14 protein-coding genes are annotated in these 18035 nt (G+C 66.1%); 4 read left to right on the top strand and 10 right to left on the bottom strand.

The annotated features are described in order from the left end of the window. The first annotated feature begins 75 nt into the window (after positions 1-75). A complete protein-coding gene (locus tag QX135_RS15855; RefSeq protein ID WP_316180500.1) occupies positions 76-1359 on the top strand; it encodes an MFS transporter in 1284 nt (427 codons plus the stop codon). A gap of 10 nt (positions 1360-1369) precedes the next feature. On the opposite strand, the gene QX135_RS15850 is transcribed toward QX135_RS15855, so the two are convergent. Beyond that, positions 1370-2929: an acyl-CoA carboxylase subunit beta gene (locus QX135_RS15850; protein ID WP_315739151.1), complete on the bottom strand. Its 1560-nt coding sequence runs from the start codon at positions 2927-2929 to the stop codon at positions 1370-1372. Further along, the gene (locus QX135_RS15845) at positions 2859-3845 is read right to left on the bottom strand and encodes an IclR family transcriptional regulator (protein ID WP_315739150.1); all 987 of its coding nucleotides are present in this window, start codon (positions 3843-3845) and stop codon (positions 2859-2861) included. The genes QX135_RS15850 and QX135_RS15845 overlap by 71 nt, the downstream gene beginning before the upstream one ends. 383 nt (positions 3846-4228) lie before the next feature. On the opposite strand from QX135_RS15845, the gene glsA reads away from it, so the two are divergent. Beyond that, complete coding sequence (gene glsA, locus QX135_RS15840) at positions 4229-6088, top strand: glutaminase A (RefSeq protein WP_316180503.1); 1860 nt, start codon at positions 4229-4231, stop codon at positions 6086-6088. A 674-nt stretch (positions 6089-6762) separates the two neighbouring features. Here glsA and QX135_RS15835 read toward each other — a convergent pair. From QX135_RS15835 to QX135_RS15820, 4 genes are all read right to left on the bottom strand, one after another. Beyond that, entirely contained in the window at positions 6763-7119 is a 357-nt protein-coding gene (locus tag QX135_RS15835; protein WP_316180504.1) for a Zn-ribbon domain-containing OB-fold protein, read from the bottom strand. Beyond that, positions 7116-8252, bottom strand: a complete 1137-nt coding sequence (locus QX135_RS15830; protein WP_316180505.1) for a thiolase family protein — start codon at positions 8250-8252, stop codon at positions 7116-7118. Before QX135_RS15830 ends, QX135_RS15835 begins: the two co-directional genes overlap by 4 nt. Positions 8253-8517: 265 nt before the next feature. Then, a complete protein-coding gene (locus tag QX135_RS15825; RefSeq protein WP_316180507.1) occupies positions 8518-9684 on the bottom strand; it encodes an acyl-CoA dehydrogenase family protein in 1167 nt (388 codons plus the stop codon). Between the two features lie 4 nt (positions 9685-9688). Further along, positions 9689-10894, bottom strand: a complete 1206-nt coding sequence (locus QX135_RS15820; RefSeq protein ID WP_316180509.1) for a CoA transferase — start codon at positions 10892-10894, stop codon at positions 9689-9691. 258 nt (positions 10895-11152) lie between these two features. On the opposite strand from QX135_RS15820, the gene QX135_RS15815 reads away from it, so the two are divergent. Next, complete coding sequence (locus QX135_RS15815; RefSeq protein WP_315739144.1) at positions 11153-11578, top strand: GFA family protein; 426 nt, start codon at positions 11153-11155, stop codon at positions 11576-11578. 656 nt (positions 11579-12234) lie between these two features. Here the strand turns inward: QX135_RS15815 and ybaL are convergent. Beyond that, positions 12235-13983, bottom strand: coding sequence for a YbaL family putative K(+) efflux transporter (gene ybaL / locus QX135_RS15810; RefSeq protein WP_316180511.1), 1749 nt, complete (start codon positions 13981-13983; stop codon positions 12235-12237). A gap of 164 nt (positions 13984-14147) precedes the next feature. Between ybaL and QX135_RS15805 the strand changes: the two genes are divergently transcribed. Continuing rightward, entirely contained in the window at positions 14148-14711 is a 564-nt protein-coding gene (locus tag QX135_RS15805; protein ID WP_315770911.1) for a DinB family protein, read from the top strand. A 225-nt stretch (positions 14712-14936) separates the two neighbouring features. On the opposite strand, the gene QX135_RS15800 is transcribed toward QX135_RS15805, so the two are convergent. From QX135_RS15800 to denD, 3 genes are all read right to left on the bottom strand, one after another. Beyond that, positions 14937-15494 carry a GNAT family N-acetyltransferase gene (locus QX135_RS15800; protein WP_315770909.1) on the bottom strand — a complete coding sequence of 186 codons (558 nt, stop codon included), beginning with the start codon at positions 15492-15494 and terminating at the stop codon, positions 14937-14939. Positions 15495-15654: 160 nt separating this feature from the next. After that, positions 15655-16824, bottom strand: coding sequence for an acetyl-CoA acetyltransferase (locus QX135_RS15795; protein ID WP_315770907.1), 1170 nt, complete (start codon positions 16822-16824; stop codon positions 15655-15657). A gap of 71 nt (positions 16825-16895) precedes the next feature. Beyond that, positions 16896-17879: a D-erythronate dehydrogenase gene (gene denD, locus QX135_RS15790; RefSeq protein WP_315776864.1), complete on the bottom strand. Its 984-nt coding sequence runs from the start codon at positions 17877-17879 to the stop codon at positions 16896-16898. Between the last annotated feature and the right edge of the window lie 156 nt (positions 17880-18035).

Raw genomic sequence — 18035 nt, 5'->3', positions numbered from 1 at the left:
AGGGAACTTAGCCATTTATGTCGTTGAGGCGCCCTGGCAGAATGGGCGCGCAATCCCCATCGAACTGAGAAGCATATGATCTCGAACCGGCTCGCGGCAGCACTCGAACGGCGCAATATCCACTATGGCTGGATCATGGTGGCCGTAACGTTCTTCACGGCCCTGGTATCGGCCGGCACGGTGGGAGCACCCGGCGTGTTCATCGTGCCGCTCCAGCAGGAGTTCGGCTGGAGCACCGCGGAGATCTCCTCGGCACTGTCGATCCGCTTCGTGCTGTTCGGGCTGATGGCCCCCTTCGCCGCCGCCCTGCTCAACCGCTACGGTCTGCGCAACATCACGCTTTTGGCCCAGTTGATCGTCGTGACCGCGCTGCTTTCGTCGTTGGCGATGACCCATGTCTGGCACCTCGTGCTGCTGTGGGGCGTCGTGATCGGCATCGGCACCGGCATGACCGCGCTGGTGCTGGGCGCCACCATCGCGACGCGCTGGTTCGTCGCGCGCCGCGGCCTCGTCGTCGGCATCCTCACCGCCAGCGTCGCCACCGGACAGCTGGTGTTCCTGCCGCTGCTCGCCAGCCTCACCGAGCGGCTCGGCTGGCGCGTCGCGCTCGGGCTCATCTGCGTCATGCTCGGCGTTTCCGCGACCGCCGTCCTGCTGCTGATGCGCGATCGCCCGAGCGATCTCGGCCTGCGTCCCTTCGGCGACAAGGGCACCGACCCGATCGCCGCACCCGCGCCCGTCACCACACCGATCCTCGCCGCCGCGCTCGGCACCCTCCGCGATGCGGCGCGCGCGCCGGTGTTCTGGATGCTGTTCGCGACCTTCTTCATCTGTGGCGCCTCGACCAACGGCCTCGTCCAGGTCCATCTGATCCCGATGTGCCTCGACTTCGGCATTCCGCAGGTGCAGGCGGCGAGCCTGCTCGCCGCGATGGGCATGTTCGACTTCGTCGGCACGATCGCCTCGGGATGGCTGTCGGACCGGTACGACAATCGCTGGCTGTTGTTCTGGTACTACGGCTTGCGCGGGCTCTCGCTGCTGTTCCTTCCGTTCACCGACTTCTCGTTCTACGGCCTGTCGCTGTTCGCGATGTTCTACGGCCTCGACTGGATCGCCACCGTGCCGCCGACGGTGCGGCTGACCGCGCAGCGGTTTGGGGCCGAGCGGGCCAATCTGGTGTTCGGCTGGGTGTTCGCCGGACATCAGCTCGGCGCCGGCACCGCCGCGTTCGGCGCCGGCCTGTCGCGCACTCTGTTGCAGAGCTACCTGCCGGCGTTCTTCACGGCGGGCGCACTGTGCATCGTCGCCGCGCTCCTGGCGCTGGCGATCGCGCGGCAGGCGAAGCCCGCCGCGGCTTAACATCAGCCGCTCACGGCCGAGTCGTCATCGCCGTGGGCGGCCCGGGCGTGCGCAGCGGCTCGGCAAGGCGCGCGAACTCGCACAGCAGCGCGCGCGTCTTGCGCGGGTCGATGATCTCCTCGACCCAGAACTTCTCGGCCGAGCGGAACGGCGAGCGCAGCTTGTTCAGCCGATCCTCGATCTCCTTGAGCTTGGCTTTCGGGTCGGGCGCGGCGTCGATCTCGGCGCGATAGGCCGCCTCGATGCCGCCTTCGAGCGGCAGCGAGCCCCAATAGGCCGACGGCCAGGCGTAGCGGATCGAGAACCGGTCGGCTGGCTGATGCACGACACCGGCGACGCCGAAATTGTTGCGCACGATCACCGTGCACCACGGCACCGTCGACTGATTGACGGCGGCCATCGCGCGCACGCCATGGCGGATGGTCGCCGCCTTCTCCGCCTCGAGCCCGACCATGAAGCCGGGGCAATCCATCAGGTAGACGATCGGCAGATGGAAGGTCTCGGCGAAATCGACCCAGCGGATCACCTTCTGGCAGGCATCCGCGGTCCACGAGCCGCCATAGTGATAGGGATCGCTCGCCAGCACCATCACCGCGCGGCCTTCGAGACGCGCGAGGCCGATGATGATCGGACGCCCATAGTTCTGCGTCACCTCGAAGAACGAGCCGTTATCGACGACGGACTCGATGATCGGCCGCATCTTGTAGACGCGCCGGCGATCCCGCGGCACCGCGCTGATGAGCTGCTCGTCGACGCGCTGCGGGTCATCGGTGCAGGGCAAGGTCGGCGGCAGCTCGTAGACCGACGATGGCAGGTAGGACAGGAAGCGCCGCGCGCAGGCGAACGCCTCCGCCTCGGTGTCCACCGCATGATCGACGCCGCCGGCGCGGGTCTGGATGTCGGCGCCACCGAGCTCCATCTTGCCGAGGTCCTGCCCCAGCCGCTTCACGACCGGCGGGCCGGCGACGAACATCGCCGACTGCTTGGTCATCACCGAGTAGTGGCTCGCCGCGAGCCGCGCCGCGCCTAGCCCTGCGACCGAGCCGAGGCCGAGCGCGACCACGGGCACCAGCGACATGTTCTCGGTCGTGTAGCGGTACCAGCGATTGCCGCCGATGCCGCCGGGCAGGTTGGCCGCGCCCTTGGTCTCGATCGTCTTGACCGAGCCGCCGCCGCCGGAGCCCTCGATGATGCGGATGATGGGCAGGCGGAAGTCGTGCGCCATCTCCTCCGCCATCAGCGGCTTGGCGGCGATCGATGCGTCGGCCGAGCCGCCGCGCACGGTGAAGTCATCCCCGACCACGACGACGGTGCGGCCGTCGATGCGGCCGCGCCCGAACACGCAATTGGCGGGCGTCACATGCGTGAGCTCGCCCTGCTCGTCATACTCGCCGATCCCTGAGACCGCGCCGATCTCGTGGAAGCTGCCGGGATCGACGACGCCGTCGATGCGCTCGCGAACGGTGAGGCGGCCCTGGTCGTGCTGACGCTTGACCTTGTCAGGCCCGCCCATCTCCCGCGCGAAGGCCTCGCGCCGGGCCAGTTCCTCGAGCTCCGGCTGCCAACTCATTCGTTCCCCCTGCCCCGGTGATGGTCTTGTTCTTATGGTTGGTCTTCGCGTTCACCTGGAGCGGCTTTCTGTCCATCCGGCTGTTGAAGACGTCGGCTTCCGCGCCCTGCAGCAGCGCGGCGATGCTGCGGCCGAGCTCGCGCATCGGCTGGGCGACCTCGTCGTGCAGCCGCTGCTCGTCGTACATCGCCGACAACAGGCCGATCGTGAGCACGACATAAGTCTGGTATTGCGGCGACCACAGCGGCAGCGCGACGCCATTGATGTGCGGACTCCACAGGCCGCAGGCTACGACGTAGCCATGCTCCTTGAGAAACTGTCTGTTGTGCTCGAGGCGTGGCCGCAGCAGCTTGGCCGCGTCCGGCATCTCGCGCTCCATCTCGGCCAGCAAGGCGTCGCCGACCTCCGGCTCGAGCGCGGCGACATAGGCATGACCGGCCGCGGTCGAGGCCATCGAGATGCGGCTGCCCGTGGTCTCATGCAGGCCGAGCGCATTCGCGGCGCGGCCGAACTCGAGATAGACGAGGTGGAAGCGGTCGGGAATGACGAAGCCGACGGTGCCGGGCAACTGCTCGGCGACGTCCTGCAGCCGCTGCCGGATCAGATTGCGCAACTGCAAGCCTCTGGTCATCGACGTGCTCATCGCCACGGCGCTCGGGCCGATGCGGTATTTCTGATCGCGCGGCAGGTAGACCAGCTGGCCCATGCGCGTCAGCGTGTGCGTCAGCCGCGACACCGTCGACCGCGGCAGGCCGCAGCGGTTGGAGATTTCGAGATTGCCGAGCCGCGCCTCGTGCCCCTCGAAACAGCGAAGCACGTCGAACGCCCGCGACACCACCTGAATGACCTCGCCCTCGCCGGCAAGATCTCCGGGCAGCATGCTGCTCCTGCTCAATCGCTCAGACCGTCGTCCCATGCGTTTCCCACCAATTCCGTCATGCGGAATGATATTCCGCTTATTGAACAAGCTAACCCAGCCGTTTTGCCGTCACAACAGTAGACCGTCTCTAAAAGCCGCCGTTCTTCAGCGTGTTGGCACAAGACTCGGCATCCTTAGACAACGGCCAGCGGCATGCGGGCGTGACGACCATCGCCGGTTCCAAAGCGCGGTACCGCAGCGCTGGCTTTCGATCGGCATCGTCCCCGCGCATGGCAACACGGAGCGGTCATCGCGCCCGCAAACCCGCTCAATCGGTGAGCAGCGGCAACATTTGACCAGCGTTGCGACAAGTGTGGGCTGGCTGCGCCCTCGCAGCTGCGACATAACCGGCGCGAAACCTTGTTCCCGCCGAGCTTCCCATGACCACCCACCCCCGGCCGATCCGAAATCCGCAGCATTGGGCGACGGCCGCGATGCCGCCGCTGCAGCGCTTCCTGTCGGCCTGCCATGCCGACTTCTGGCCTGACCACGACGGCGCGGTCGCGAACTACATTCCCGAGCTCGGCAAAGCCGACCCGGCGCATTTCGGCATCAGCCTCGCCACGCTCGACGGCCATGTCTATGAGGTCGGCGACAGCCGCGTGCCGTTCACGATTCAATCGATGTCGAAACCGTTCGTGTTCGCGCTGGCGCTCGATACGCTCGGCTCCGACGAGGTCGAACGCGTGATCGGCGTCGAGCCGTCGGGCGATCCCTTCAATTCGATCCGGCTCAATGCGGAGAACCACCCGTTCAATCCGATGGTCAATGCCGGCGCGATCGCCTGCAGCGGCCTGATCCGCAGGGCACGGCACGACGACGCCTTCGAGACCATCCGCGATGCGCTCGGCCGCTTCGCCGGCCGCAAGCTCGATGTCGACGACGCGGTGTTCGCATCGGAAGCCGCCACCGGTGATCGCAACCGCGCGATCGCCTATCTGCTGCGGACTTCCGACGTCATCAGGGAGCCTGTCGACGACGTGCTCGCGGTCTACTTCAGGCAATGCGCCGTGCTCGTCACAGCGCGCGACTGCGCGATCATGGCGGCCACGCTCGCCAATCGCGGCGTCAATCCGGTCACCGGCGAGCAGGTGGTGACGCCCTACGCCGTGTCGCGCACGCTGTCGGTGATGACCTCGTCGGGCATGTATGACTTCGCCGGCGAGTGGATCTACCGCGTCGGCATTCCCGCCAAGAGCGGCGTCGGCGGCGGCATCCTGGCAAGCCTGCCGGCACGGCTCGGGCTCGGCAGCTATTCGCCCAGGCTCGACGGTCACGGCAACAGCGTGCGCGGCATCAAGGTCTGCGAGGCGCTGTCGGCGCACTACGGCCTGCACATGCTGAACCGTTCCGACGATGCCCGCACCACGATCATCGCCGACTACGACATCGGCGCCAACCCGTCGCGACGCAGCCGCCGCGCTCAGGAGCGCAACATCCTCACCGCCCATCCCGACGCGGTGCGCGTGCTCGAGCTGGTCGGCACGCTGTCCCTTTCCAGCGTCGACTACGTCTCGCGCCAGCTTGCGGCGAGCACGCGACCGCAATTCGTCATCGTCGACCTCCACCGCGTCACCGCGATGACACAAGCAGGCCTGCGCCTGCTCTCCGAGCTGTTTCACGAGCTCGCCGACTTCCACGTCACCGTCGTGCTGTCGGGCATCCGCCGCAGCTCGCCGGAATGGCAGGAGATCGCGGCCCGTACCGGCGACAGCAAGAACGTGCGCGACTTCTACCTGCTCGACACCGCGATCGAATGGGCCGAGGACCAGATCGTCTATCGCTATGGCGGCGCCATCGATTTCCTCGAAACCACCGAGCTCGCCGAGCAGCCGCTGCTCGCGGGGCTCTCCGCGGACGAGCGCCATGAGCTCGCGGCACTGGCGATCATCCGGCACTATCGGCAGGGCGAACGCATCCTTGCGGCCGGCGATGCTGCGGCCTCGCTGTTCTTCCTGCGCTCCGGCGTCGTCCACGTCACCCTGCCCGACGGCATCCGGCTCGCGACGCTGACGGCAGGGCAATGCTTCGGCGAGATGGCACTGCTGGAGCCCGTGCGCTCCGCCGACGTCGTCGCGGATTTCTCGGCCACCGCTTTCGAGATCTCGCTGGTGGATTTCGAACGTTTCCGCGTGCGACATCCGAAAGCCGGCGAGCGGATCATGCGCAATCTGGCGCAGCTGTTGGCCGAGCGTCTGACTGTCGCCAATGCGCGGCTCAATTTGCTTGCGGCAGACTGATCTCAGTGCGTCGAAGTCCGTCATCGAAGTGTCGCACGCGGTTGAAGTAAACAATTACTCAAGGTTGCAATCCACAGTAACTAACGGCTTTCGGTCGATAATTCGCATCACTCGTATTTGTACGGGCTCGCCTAAACGTTACCGGGACTCGGTCGCAGGACAACCATAAGCGAGCCCAATTCACGCCGCATTACCCGACGATGTTCTGAACCGTCGATGAACGCCGAGTGGGGACTCGCGAAGCGAACGTCGAAGTGGGGTGTTCCGAGTAAAATTCCAGCCGACGTAGCGTGTGTATTTGCGCCACGGAGAGTCGTGTCCAGTGTCCAGGGAGGAACGGCATGAAGGAAGCCACTAAGAGGGCAACGTCGGAGGCACTCGCGCATATGCTGGCGGTGACGTCCATGATCGTCATCGCCAGCGTCCTGTTCTACGGGCGATGAAGGGCTGTCTGGAGGTTCTGCGTCGCAGTTTCTTCATCGCCCGTAGGTAGGAATGTGAGCTTGATTGCTCACGCGAACGACCGAGTAGAGTTGCGTTTGAGTTGGTGAGCGTAGCGTAACAGTTTTGCGTCAATCGCGCGGCGATCCGGGTCGGGACGAATTTGTCATGCGTATCGTCCCGCCTCGGCCGCCTGCGCTTGGCGTGTCCTGTCATAGCGCGGCGCTCCATCGTCATTTCGCCTTCCTGAAGTAAGGCACCGTGCCGCCTGCAAAGGCGACGAAGCGCGCTTCGACCGAATCGCCGATCGCAAGTTCGTGGTCGCCATGGGCCATCATGCGAAAGCCCTCGCGCATATCCACCAGCACGATGTTGTAGGGCACATGCGCGCGCGTCTCTGGAGTCGCGGCCCGGCAGACCAATGATGCCGCATAGATGGTGCCTTCGCCCGTCGCCGCGTGATCGGTGAGCGCAAGCGAGCCGCAGGCCGCGCAGAAGTCGCGGCGGAAATACTGCAGGTGGGCACAGCACGCACAGCGCTGAAAGCGAATCGCTGCAACGCCCCTGGTCCAGTCGGCCGATTCGCTCATCGCACCCGCTCCCAGAACATGCTGACATGCGACGACAGCACGCCGCCATCGCCGTGCAGCAGCGCCAGCGCTGCTTCGCGGACTTGGCGAGGTCCGGCGCGCTCCGTCATCTGCAGATGTGCCTCGCTGAGATGCGCCATCGCGCCGCCGACGCCGCAATGGCCATAGCTCAAGAGCCCGCCATGGGTGTTGAGAGGCACCACGCCGTCACGGCTGAAATTCCCGGCCCTGACCCGCGCCGCAGCCTCGCCGCGGCCGGCGAGCCCAAGGTCTTCGAGCAGCATGCACAGCGTGATGGTGAAGCTGTCATAGACCGCGGCGTAGTCGACGTCGGCGATCTCGACGCCTGCGGCCGCCTTGGCCTTTTTGATCGCGATTTCGGCACCGAGCTCGCTCAGGGCCGGCGCCGCCGTGACGTGCTGATGCGTGTGCGCCTGGGCGCAGCCGCGCACGCGCACCGCTGTCGCTCCGGTCGGCTCGCGGCTGATGATGATGGCGGCGCCGCCGTCGGAGACCGGACAGCAGTCGAGCAGCTTCAGCGGCCGCGCCACCGGCTTCGATGCCATGACGTCGGCCACCGTGATCGGCTCTTGGAACTGCGCGCCGGGATGATCCAGCGCATGCGTGCGCATCAGCACGGCGAACTCGGCGAGGTCATGCTCGGTGACGCCGTATTCGTACATGTAGCGCGAGGCGACGAGGCCGTAATAGGCAGGGATGGTCGGCCCCAGCGGCAGCTCATAATCGGGATGGCCGACCTGGGCCAGCGCCTGGATCGACGCATCGCGGCTCTGTCCGGTCAGCCGGTTCTCGCCGGCGACCACGAGCATGTGCCTGACGACGCCGGCTTCGACCAGGTGATGCGCGAGCATCACCATCGCGAGCCCGGTGGCGCCGCCGACCTGCACCGCATGGGCGTAAGAGGGCGCGATGCCGAAGTGCTCGGCGAACACGGTCGCGAGCATGATGTGCGGCGACACCGTGGAATAGCCGCACAGGATGCCGTCGATGTCGCGCCGCGTCAGCCCGGCATCATCCAGCGCAAGCTGCGCCGCCATGCTCATCAGGTCGAGCGAGGAGCGGCCGTCGTGACGGCCGAATGATGTCAGGCCAGTGCCGGTGATATAGGTCATCGCGCCACGCCCTCCGCCGTCATTCCGGGGCATCGCGCAGCGATGAACCCGGAATCTCGAGCTGAGAAACGAATGCGCAAAACAATCTCGAGATTCCGGGTTCGCGACTTCGTCGCGCCCCGGAATGACGGCCACACAACGAATCTTTGCTGGGTACCCCCCTCCCTGCCCCTCCCCCACAAGGGGGGAGGGAATGCAGGCAGCGTTCGTCCCTGACAGCTGAATGGTTCATCATCTCAATACCGGCTCGTCCCACTACGACATCTCAATACGACTTGGGCAGGCCGAGGACCTTCTCGGCGATGAAGCTCAGGATCAGTTGCGGGCTGATCGGGGCGATGCGGGGGATCAGGGATTCGCGCAGGTAACGCTCGACGTGATACTCGCGCGCGTAGCCGAAGCCGCCATGGGTCATCACCGCCTGCTCGCAGGCGTGAAAGCCGGCCTCTGCCGCGAGATATTTCGCGGCGTTGGCGGCCGGGCCGCACGCCATGCCCTGGTCATATTGCCAGCCGGCCTGCAGCACCATCAGCCAGGCGGCTTCCAGCTCCATCCAGTTCTTCGCCAGGGGATGCTGGATGCCCTGGTTCTGACCGATCGGGCGGTTGAACACGTTGCGCGTCCGCGCATAGGCGCTCGCACGTGACAGCGCGAGATGACCGAGCCCGACGGCTTCGGCGGCAATCAGGATGCGCTCGGGGTTCATCCCATGCAGAATGTAGTCGAAGCCCCGCCCCTCCTCGCCCAGGCGGTCCTCGACCGGGATCTCGACATCCTCGAAGAACAGCTCGTTGGAGTCGACCGGCTTGCGGCCCATCTTCTCGATCTCGTGCACCTTGATCCGGCTGCGATCGAAATCCGTGTAGAACAGGCTGAGCCCATGGGTCGGGCGCTTCACCTCCTCCAAGGGCGTCGTTCGCGCCAGCAGCAGGATCTTCTCGGCGACCTGCGCGGTCGAGATCCACACCTTCTGGCCGTTGACGATGTAGCGGTCGCCCTTGCGCACGGCGCGCGTCTTGAGCTGGGTGGTGTTGAGGCCAGTGTTGGGCTCGGTCACGGCGAAGCAGGCCTTCTCGCTGCCATCGACGATGCCCGGCAGCATCCGCACACACTGCTCTTTGGTCCCGAACACGACGACCGGATTGAGCCCGAACACGTTCATGTGGATCGCCGAAGCACCGGACATGCCGGCGCCGGATTCGGCGATGGTGCGCATCATGATCGCAGCATCGAGAATGCCGAGGCCGGAGCCGCCATACTCCTCGGGGATGCAGATGCCGAGCCAGCCGGCATCTGCCAGCGCCTTGTGGAAGTCGAAGGGGAAGCCGCCCTCCTTGTCCTTCTTCAGCCAGTAGGCGTCGTCGAAATCAGCGCAGATTCTTGTCACCGCGTCGCGGATCGATTCCTGGTTGGCGGAGAGCGCGAAATCCATCGTCTCACTCCCTGGCTGGCGCCGGCGTCGTCACGCCGTCGCGGATCATCGCATCGATCTCCTCGTCCGAGAAACCAAGCTCGCGCAAAATCTGTGCGCCATGCTCATTCGGCCGCGCCGCCAGACGCTGCGGCTCGGCCTTGGTCTCGGACCAGGTCGCGGAGACGCGGGTGCTGCGAATGGGACCTTCGGTCGGATGTTCGACCACGGGAAAGAAATCGGTCGCCACGAGGTGCGGATCGTTCAGCAGGCTTTCGAGATCGTGCATCGGCATGACCGGAATATCGGCGTCGTCCAGCAGATCGGTCCATTCGGCCGTGGTGCGCGTCTGAAAGATGCGCGCGAGCTCGGCATAGACGAAATCGATGTTGGCGGCACGCCGGGCAAAGCTGTTGAACCGGTCATCGCCCCGCAGATCGGTGCGGCCGGACGCCGTGAAGAATGCGTCCCATTGCTTGTCGTTGTAGACGATCACGCAGATATGGCCGTCGGCGGTCTTGTAGGGCCGGCGGTCGGGCGACAAATGCCGCGCATAGCCGCCCTTGTCGAGCGGCGGCTCGTAGGTGAGCCCGCCCATGTGGTCGCCCATGATGAAGGCCGACATGGTCTCGAACATCGGCACGTCGAGGCGCTGGCCGCGCCCGGTGCGGTCGCGATGCACGAGGCTGGCGCAGATGGCACCGACCGCCGTCAAGCCGACGATGCGGTCGACCAGCGCATTGGGCACATAACGCGGCGTGCCGTCACCGGCGACCGCCATCAGGTGCGACAGCGCCGCCCCACCCTGGATCAGGTCGTCATAGGCGGGCTTGGCCGCATAGGGACCGTCCTGGCCGAAGCCGAACACGCCGGCATAGATCAGCCGCGGATTGAGCGCGGAGACCACGTCATAGCCGAGGTTCAGCCGCGCCATCGCCTGCGGCCGGATGTTGTAGAGCAGGACGTCGGCGTCCTTGACCATGCGCAGCGCGGCCTCGCGGCCGGCCGTCTTCTTGAGGTCGAGGCAGATCACGCGCTTGCTGCGGTTGGTGTTGAGGAACACCGGGCCCATGCCGGGATGGTGCCAGGGGCCGATCTTGCGGGTGACGTCTCCTTCCGGCGATTCCACCTTGATGACATCTGCGCCGTAGTCGCCGAGCGTCTGGGCAGCATACGGCCCCATCAGCACGGTGGTCATGTCGATGACCTTGATGCCCGCAAGCGGTCCCATCGTGGCGTCGGCTCCCTCGATCCTTGTTGTCGCCAGAGCTAACGGCACCTGATGTTCCCTAGCAAGCGGGCCTGCGGGTATGGGGCCATGCGTCTGATCCCCCGCCGCAACATTCCGTGTCGCGGATCACGGACGAGGACCGCTGCGCTGCACCAGATGTTCCCTGCAGCGAGCTACATTCTAGGATTCCATTTCAACGTTCAGGTGTGTCAGCATGCCGGTCCAACATCCAGAACACACACGAGGGAGAACGCTCTCATGACGCTCTATCAGGGCAAATGCTTCTGCGGCACGGTCGAGATCGAGGCCGACGGCGAGCCGGAGGCAATGGGCTATTGCCATTGTTCGTCGTGCCGGTCCTGGTCGGCCGGCCCGGTCAACGCCTTCACCCTGTGGAAGCCACAGAGCGTGCGGGTGACAAAGGGCGCCGATGCGATCGGCACCTACCACAAGACCGACATGAGCTACCGCAAGTACTGCACCAAGTGTGGCGGACATCTGATGACCGACCACCCGCCGCTCGGCATGATCGACGTCTATGCCGCGACGATTCCGACGCTGAAGTTCACGCCCGGCGTGCACGTCAACTACGCGGAAACGGTGCTGCCCATCAGGGACGGCCTGCCGAAGCTGAAGGATTTCCCGGCCGAGTTCGGCGGCTCCGGCGAGATGATGCCGGAGTAAGGCAAGGTCTGCTTCCAGCAACCACGCGAGCATCAGGGGCCTCGCGACAGGATCTGTCCGAGCTGTGCTGATCGAAGCCGCCCCCTTCGAAACAGAGGGCGCAGGGAAGGCCGGGTGCCGACTGGCACCCGTGGCCCCCGTGCGAAAGAAAGCACGGGGAGAGAACCACAGGTTCAGCCGGACCGACCCGGCCTTCCCTGCGCGATGGTTTTCACGCTTACTTCGCGATCTCCTCGGTGCACCGGCTTTTGGCCACCGTCGCCGTTGGGATCATCATGCCCCTTAGGCTTGGCATCAGCGTCGGGATGCCGGGACCACGCGACTTCACGTCCGCGCCATGCCGTTCGTCCGCGCAGACAAGCTACGCTGCGACACGTCGCGGCCACCGCCTCCCTGCCTCAACGTTCGTGACGATCGCGAAGCGCCCCTCGTGGCGAAGCAGGATGGCGGGAGTGAAACATATTTTCTGTAAAAACGAAACATGAATATTTTTCGCGCGGGGACTGGACAGGGCAAATCAGCCTGAAGGCACAAGCGAAATTCGCCGCTCGACGCAGCCACAGGCCTGTAGCCCGGATGAGCGAAGCGATATCCGGGGTCACACGAGCTGTGCGTATGAACCCGGGTGTCGCTTCGCTCAGCCGGGGCTGCGCGTTCTACGCCTGGACCTGCACCCCCTCCGCCGTCCGCTCCGGCGCCAGCTCGGGGGCGGCGTCGGGTGGCCTCGTATCCAATTCCTCGATCATACCGCGCGCGATCTCGCGCTCGCCCATGATGACCTTGTCCGCGCCCAGCGACTTGAGATGATCGACCTCGGCATCGGAATGCGCCCGCGCCACGATGTGCAGCGCCGGATTGGCGGCGCGCGCCTGCTCGACGATCTGCCCGGCCTCGAACGCCTCGGGGATGGCGATGACGAGCGCGTGCGCCAGGGCCGGATTGGTCGCGCGCAGCACGTTGCTGCGGGCGGCGTTGCCTGTGATGGTCTCAACGCCGGCGCCTTTCAGTTGCTTCGGGATGTCCTCCGACGTCTCCACCACAAGGAACGGATGCCCGCGCTGCTGCAGCGCCTCGCCGACGAGGCGTCCGACGCGGCCATAGCCGACGATGATCGTGTGCTCGGTCAGTTGCGTCACCGGGATCTCGGCCGCCGGTGTTGCGGCCGGTGCGGAGGCATCGGCGCGGCGGCGCTCCAGCCGCGGCAGCAGCCAATCGAGCGCGGCGAACATCAGCGGATTGAGCATGATCGAGATGATGGCGCCGGCCAGGATCAGGTCGCGGCCCGCTTTCGGCAGCAGGTTCGAGGCACCGCCGATCTCGGCGAGGATGAAGGAGAACTCGCCGATCTGGGCGAGGCTCGCGGAGATCGTCAGCGCCGTCGACGTGGGATGGCGGAATGCGATCACGATCAGGAACGCGGCAACCGACTTGCCGAACAGGATGATGAACAAGGTGGCGAGCAGCGGCCAGGGCTCGCGGATGACGCTTCCCGGATCGAACAGCATGCCGGCGGAGACGAAGAACAGCACCGCGAAGGCATCGCGCAGCGGCAGCGACTCCTGCGCGGCGCGCTGGCTCAGCGGCGACTCGCCGAGCATCATGCCGGCGAAGAAGGCGCCGAGCGCGAGCGACACGCCGAACAGTTTTGTCGATCCGAAGGCGACGCCGAGCGCGATCGCGAGCACGGCGAGGCGGAACAGCTCGCGCGAGCCGGTGTGGGCGATGTAGTGCAGGATCCACGGGATCAAGCGGCGGCCGACCAGCAGCATCACCGCCATGAACACGCCGATCTTGACGAAGGTCAGCAGCAGCACGCCGGTCAGCCCGAGGCCGAAGCGGGCGGCGAGCGGATCGGCGGCGGCGACGTCGCCATTGCCGTTCTGCAGGCTGGCAAAGGCCGGGATCAGCACCAGCGCCAGCACCATCGCGAGATCCTCGACGATGAGCCAGCCGACCGCGATGCGGCCACGCTCGGTGTCCATCAGCCGGCGCTCCTGCATCGCGCGCAGCAGCACCACGGTGCTGGCGACCGAGAGCGCGAGACCGAACACGAGCCCCCCGCCGATCGACCAGCCCATCGCCCAGCTCAAGGCCATGCCCATCAGGGTCGCCACCGTGATCTGCACGATCGCGCCGGGCACGGCGATGGCGCGCACCGACATCAGGTCCTTGAGCGAGAAATGCAGGCCGACGCCGAACATCAGGAGAATGATGCCGAGCTCGGCCAGTTCGGTCGCCAGCGCCTGGTCGGCGACGAAGCCCGGCGTGAATGGACCGACGGCAACGCCGGCGAGGAGGTAGCCGACCAGCGGCGGGAACCGGAACCGCTGCGCGAGCGCTCCGAAGACGAAGGCCAGTCCAAGGCCGGCGACGATGGTCGCGATGAGGGGTGTGTCGTGCGGCATCTCAACTTGTTGCACAGGAGGCGCAGCGATGCACCGCGACCAATTGTGGCAGAGTTCCGCAACGCGCATGGGGATGGTGCACGGATGGCTGCGGAAATCGGTGGTGAATGGCGTGATCAGTTCCGTATGATCTGCGGCGAGCCATCACGGGGTGCCCTGTCCCAATGCCCGCCGATCTCGTCCAGACCTTTCGCGCCTTCGCCTATAACAATGCATGGGCCAATCACCGGCTGCTGACCGCCTGCGGCCAGCTCAGCGCCGAGGATTTCGCCGCCGAGCGCACGGGCTTTTTCCCGAGCCTGCAGCGGACGCTGAACCACATCTACATCATCGATCTGTTCTACATCGATGCGCTGGAAGGCGGCTGGCTCGGCCCGATGGCGTGGCAGAACGAGGTGCCGTTCCCGCGCCTGGCCGATCTTGCGAAGGCGCAGAGCGCGATGGACCGCCGGCTGATTGCGTTCTGCGAGGCGCTGACACCGGCGCGGCTCGACGACACCGTCCGCATCAACCGCGAGAGCCGGGTGCAGAACGAGCGCTGCGACCGGCTGCTGCTGCACCTGTTCCAGCACGACATCCATCACCGCGGCCAGGCGCATGCCATGCTGTCGAGCACGTCGGTGAAGCCGCCGCAGCTGGATGAGTTCTTTCCGGCGGATGACGCCTCGTTCCGGACGAAGGATTTTGCCGAGCTCGGCTTCAGCGAGGAAAAGGTCTGGAAGCCGTAGCCCGGTTGAGCGCAGCGACATCCGGGGTCACACGAGCTGTCGCGATGGACCCGGATATCGCTGCGCTCATCCGGGCTACCAGAATGGCACCCTGGGGGTGGGCAAAGGCGCTGCCGCGCTCTCTCCACGCATGCGCTCGCAATGGCGCCGTGCCCACCATCCTGCTGATGCGCACGCCGCCCGACGGTGGGCACGCTGCCGCCTTCGGCGGCCGCTTTGCCCACCCTACCGCATCTCGCTCTTGGCCCACATCTCGCGTGGCAGCCGGTACATCACCTGCCGGCGCAGCGGACTGTCCGCCTCGACCCGCGGATGATCGAAATCGGACGCTTCGTCGCGGATCATGCCGAGCTTGCGCATGACGTTCTGCGAGGCGTGATTGGCCGGCGCGGCATAGGCGATGATCTCATCAAGGCCGAGCTCATCGAAGCCGAACGCGAGCGACGCGCGCGCTGCCTCCGTCGCGATCCCCTGCCCCCAGGCCGCGCGCGCCAGCCGCCAGCCGATCTCGACCGCCGGCGTGAACGGCGCGTCGAAGGTGACGCGGAACAGACCGGTGGCGCCGAGGAAAGTGCCGGTGGCGCGGTCTTCGACCACCCAGAAGCCGAAGCCGTGCGCGGCCTGATGGGCGATCTGGAAATCGATCCACCGGTCCGAGTCCTGCCGCGTTGGCAGCGCGCGGAGGAATTGCATCACGGCCGGATCGGCGGACATCGCCGCGAACGGAACCCGGTCCTCGTCGCGCCACTCGCGCAAGGTCAGACGTTCGGTGGAGATGATCATGATAGGCAATCGGACCAGCGAATGACAAAGAGCTTCCGCATCGCGGAAGCTCTCCTGTATCACCGTCATTGCGAGGAGCGCAGCGACGACGCAATCCAGGGCAGCATGCTCGGCCCTGGATTGCGTCGCTTCGCTCGCAATGACGGAGGATGGACCTCGCCTACTTCGCCGGCTCCAGGATCGAGACGTAGTTCGCAACCGCCGCACCGCCCATGTTGAAGATGCCGCCGAGCTTGGCGTTGGGGAGCTGCATGCCCTCGGGCGCCGTGCCGGTGAGCTGCATCGCGGTCATCACGTGCATGGAGACGCCGGTGGCGCCGATCGGGTGGCCCTTGGCCTTGAGGCCGCCGGACGGATTGACCGGCAGCTTGCCGTCCTTGAGCGTCCAGCCTTCCTTGATGGCGCGGGCGCCCTGCCCTTTCGGGGTCAGGCCCATCGCTTCGTACTCGATCAGCTCGGCGACAGTGAAGCAGTCATGGGTCTCGACGAAGGAGAGATCGGACAGCGTGACGCCCGCCTTCTCCAGCGCGCGCTGCCAGGCCACCGTGCAGCCTTCGAAGGCAAGGATGTCGCGCTTGCTCATCGGCAGGAAGTCCTGCGCGTGCGCGGTGGCGCGGACATTGACCGCCTTGGCGAACGACTTCGCGGTCTCGCTGTCGGCCAGCACCAGCGCGGCGGCGCCGTCGGACACCAGCGAGCAATCGGTGCGCTTCAGCGGACCGGCGACATAGGGGTTCTTCTCGCTCTCGGAGCGGCAGAACTCGAAGCCGAAATCCTTGCGCATCTGCGCATAGGGGTTGGCGACGCCGTTCTTGTGGTTCTTGGCCGCGATCAGCGCCAGCGCATCGGACTGGTCGCCGTATTTCTGGAAGTAGCCCTGCGCGATCTTGCCGAACACGCCGGCGAAGCCGCCCACGGTGTCGCCATCCTCCGGCAGGTACGAGGCCTTGAGCAGATTCTTGCCGATCTCCGGCCCGGGCGTGCGGGTCATCTGCTCGACGCCCACGACCAGCACGATTTTCGCGGCGCCGGCAGCGATGGCACGGATGCCCTGGTGCACGGCAGCCGAGCCCGTGGCGCAGGCGTTCTCGACCCGCGTCGCCGGCTTGAAGCGCAGCGCGGGGTCGGCCTGCAGCACCAGCGAGGCGGTGAAGTCCTGCGGCGAGAAGCCGGCGTTGAAATGGCCGAGCACGATCTCGTCGACGTCACCGGCCGAGATGCCGGCATCTGCGATCGCCTCGTTGGCGACCTTGACGACGAGGCTCTCAACGGTCTCGGCGTCGAACTTTCCGAACGGCGTATGCGCCCATCCGACAATGCTGGCGGTCATGATCTCTCTCCCGAATGTCTCCCTCTCCCAAAATGGCGCTTCGCGCCATTCAGGTCCAGGGCCTGGCGTTCTCAGGCCACGAACTTACCACCGAGTTCGTCCTCGATGTGAATCCGGATGATGTCGTCGAAGGTCTTTTCTTCCGTGGTGAAGCCGAGTTCGCGGGCCCGCTTGGCCTCGAAATTCCGCGGCCAGCCGTTGACGATGCCGATGATGAAGGGATCGGGAACCCGCTTGATGCGAGCCGCGACGTTATCGCCAGCGACGCGCCGGAGCGCGGCAATCTGCTCGCCCACCGTCGCCGACAGGCCGGGCATGGTGAGGTTGCGGCGCGGGCCGATCCGCGCGGTGTCCATGGTCGCGGCATGCAGGAGGAAGCCGACAGCGGAGCGCGGCGTCGCGTGCCAGTGCCGGACGTCCTCGGACACCGGCAGCACGGCCTCCTTGCCGGCCAAGGGCTCGCGCAGGATGTTGGAGAAGAAGCCGGAGGCGGCCTTGTTGGGCGCGCCGGGGCGGATGCAGATGGTCGGCAGGCGGATGCCGACGCCGTCGAAGAAGCCGCGGCGGGAATAATCGGCCAGCAGCAGCTCGCCGATCGCCTTCTGGGTGCCGTAGCTGAGCAGCGGCGCATTGACGAACTCGTCGCCGATCGCGTCGGGGAACGGCGCGCCGAACACCGCGATCGACGAGGTGAAGACCAGCCGCGGCTTGTAGCCGTCGCCGATCAGCCTGACCGCGTCGAACAGCATCCGCGTGCCGTCGAGATTGATGCGGTAGCCCTTGTCGAAATCGAGCTCGGCCTCGCCGGAGACGATCGCGGCGAGATGGAAGATCACGTCCGGACGCGCGGCGACCAGCTTCTCGGCAAAACCTGCGACGGCGAAATCGCCGGCGATGGTCTCGACCGCGATGCTCGTATCCGGCTTCGCCGGCGCCACGATGTCCTGCAGCGTCATGCGGGTGATGGCGCTGTCGCCGAGGCGGCCGTCGCGCACGAGCCGCTCGACCAGCTTGCGTCCGACCATGCCGGCGGCGCCGAGAACGAGAATATGCAAGGGAGTGCTCCTTCAAAATGTAGGGTGGGCAAAGGCGCATAGCGCCGTGCCCACCGCAGCACCGGGTGATGCCGGACGACGGTGGGCACGCTTCGCTTTGCCCACCCTACGAAAACTGGTCGTCATTGCGAGGAGCGAAGCGACGAAGCAATCCAG

Origin of the sequence: Bradyrhizobium sp. SZCCHNR1098, from assembly GCF_032489375.1 — a bacterium.
Taxonomy (GTDB): domain Bacteria; phylum Pseudomonadota; class Alphaproteobacteria; order Rhizobiales; family Xanthobacteraceae; genus Bradyrhizobium.
The sequence above is the reverse complement of the archived record's forward strand: the minus strand, read 5'-3'. Positions and strand labels throughout refer to the sequence as shown.

Bases quoted from the DNA above. Each gene is read 5' to 3' on its own strand.
- QX135_RS15820 (WP_316180509.1), bottom strand. From the start codon at position 10,894: ATGGGACCGCTTGCGGGCATCAAGGTCATCGACATGACCACCGTGCTG.
- QX135_RS15805 (WP_315770911.1), top strand. From the start codon at position 14,148: ATGCCCGCCGATCTCGTCCAGACCTTTCGCGCCTTCGCCTATAACAAT.
- QX135_RS15800 (WP_315770909.1), bottom strand. From the start codon at position 15,494: ATGATCATCTCCACCGAACGTCTGACCTTGCGCGAGTGGCGCGACGAG.
- ybaL (WP_316180511.1), bottom strand. From the start codon at position 13,983: ATGCCGCACGACACACCCCTCATCGCGACCATCGTCGCCGGCCTTGGA.
- glsA (WP_316180503.1), top strand. From the start codon at position 4,229: ATGACCACCCACCCCCGGCCGATCCGAAATCCGCAGCATTGGGCGACG.
- QX135_RS15845 (WP_315739150.1), bottom strand. From the start codon at position 3,845: ATGGGACGACGGTCTGAGCGATTGAGCAGGAGCAGCATGCTGCCCGGA.
- QX135_RS15830 (WP_316180505.1), bottom strand. From the start codon at position 8,252: ATGACCTATATCACCGGCACTGGCCTGACATCATTCGGCCGTCACGAC.
- QX135_RS15855 (WP_316180500.1), top strand. From the start codon at position 76: ATGATCTCGAACCGGCTCGCGGCAGCACTCGAACGGCGCAATATCCAC.
- QX135_RS15795 (WP_315770907.1), bottom strand. From the start codon at position 16,824: ATGACCGCCAGCATTGTCGGATGGGCGCATACGCCGTTCGGAAAGTTC.
- QX135_RS15825 (WP_316180507.1), bottom strand. From the start codon at position 9,684: ATGGATTTCGCGCTCTCCGCCAACCAGGAATCGATCCGCGACGCGGTG.
- QX135_RS15815 (WP_315739144.1), top strand. From the start codon at position 11,153: ATGACGCTCTATCAGGGCAAATGCTTCTGCGGCACGGTCGAGATCGAG.
- QX135_RS15850 (WP_315739151.1), bottom strand. From the start codon at position 2,929: ATGAGTTGGCAGCCGGAGCTCGAGGAACTGGCCCGGCGCGAGGCCTTC.
- QX135_RS15835 (WP_316180504.1), bottom strand. From the start codon at position 7,119: ATGAGCGAATCGGCCGACTGGACCAGGGGCGTTGCAGCGATTCGCTTT.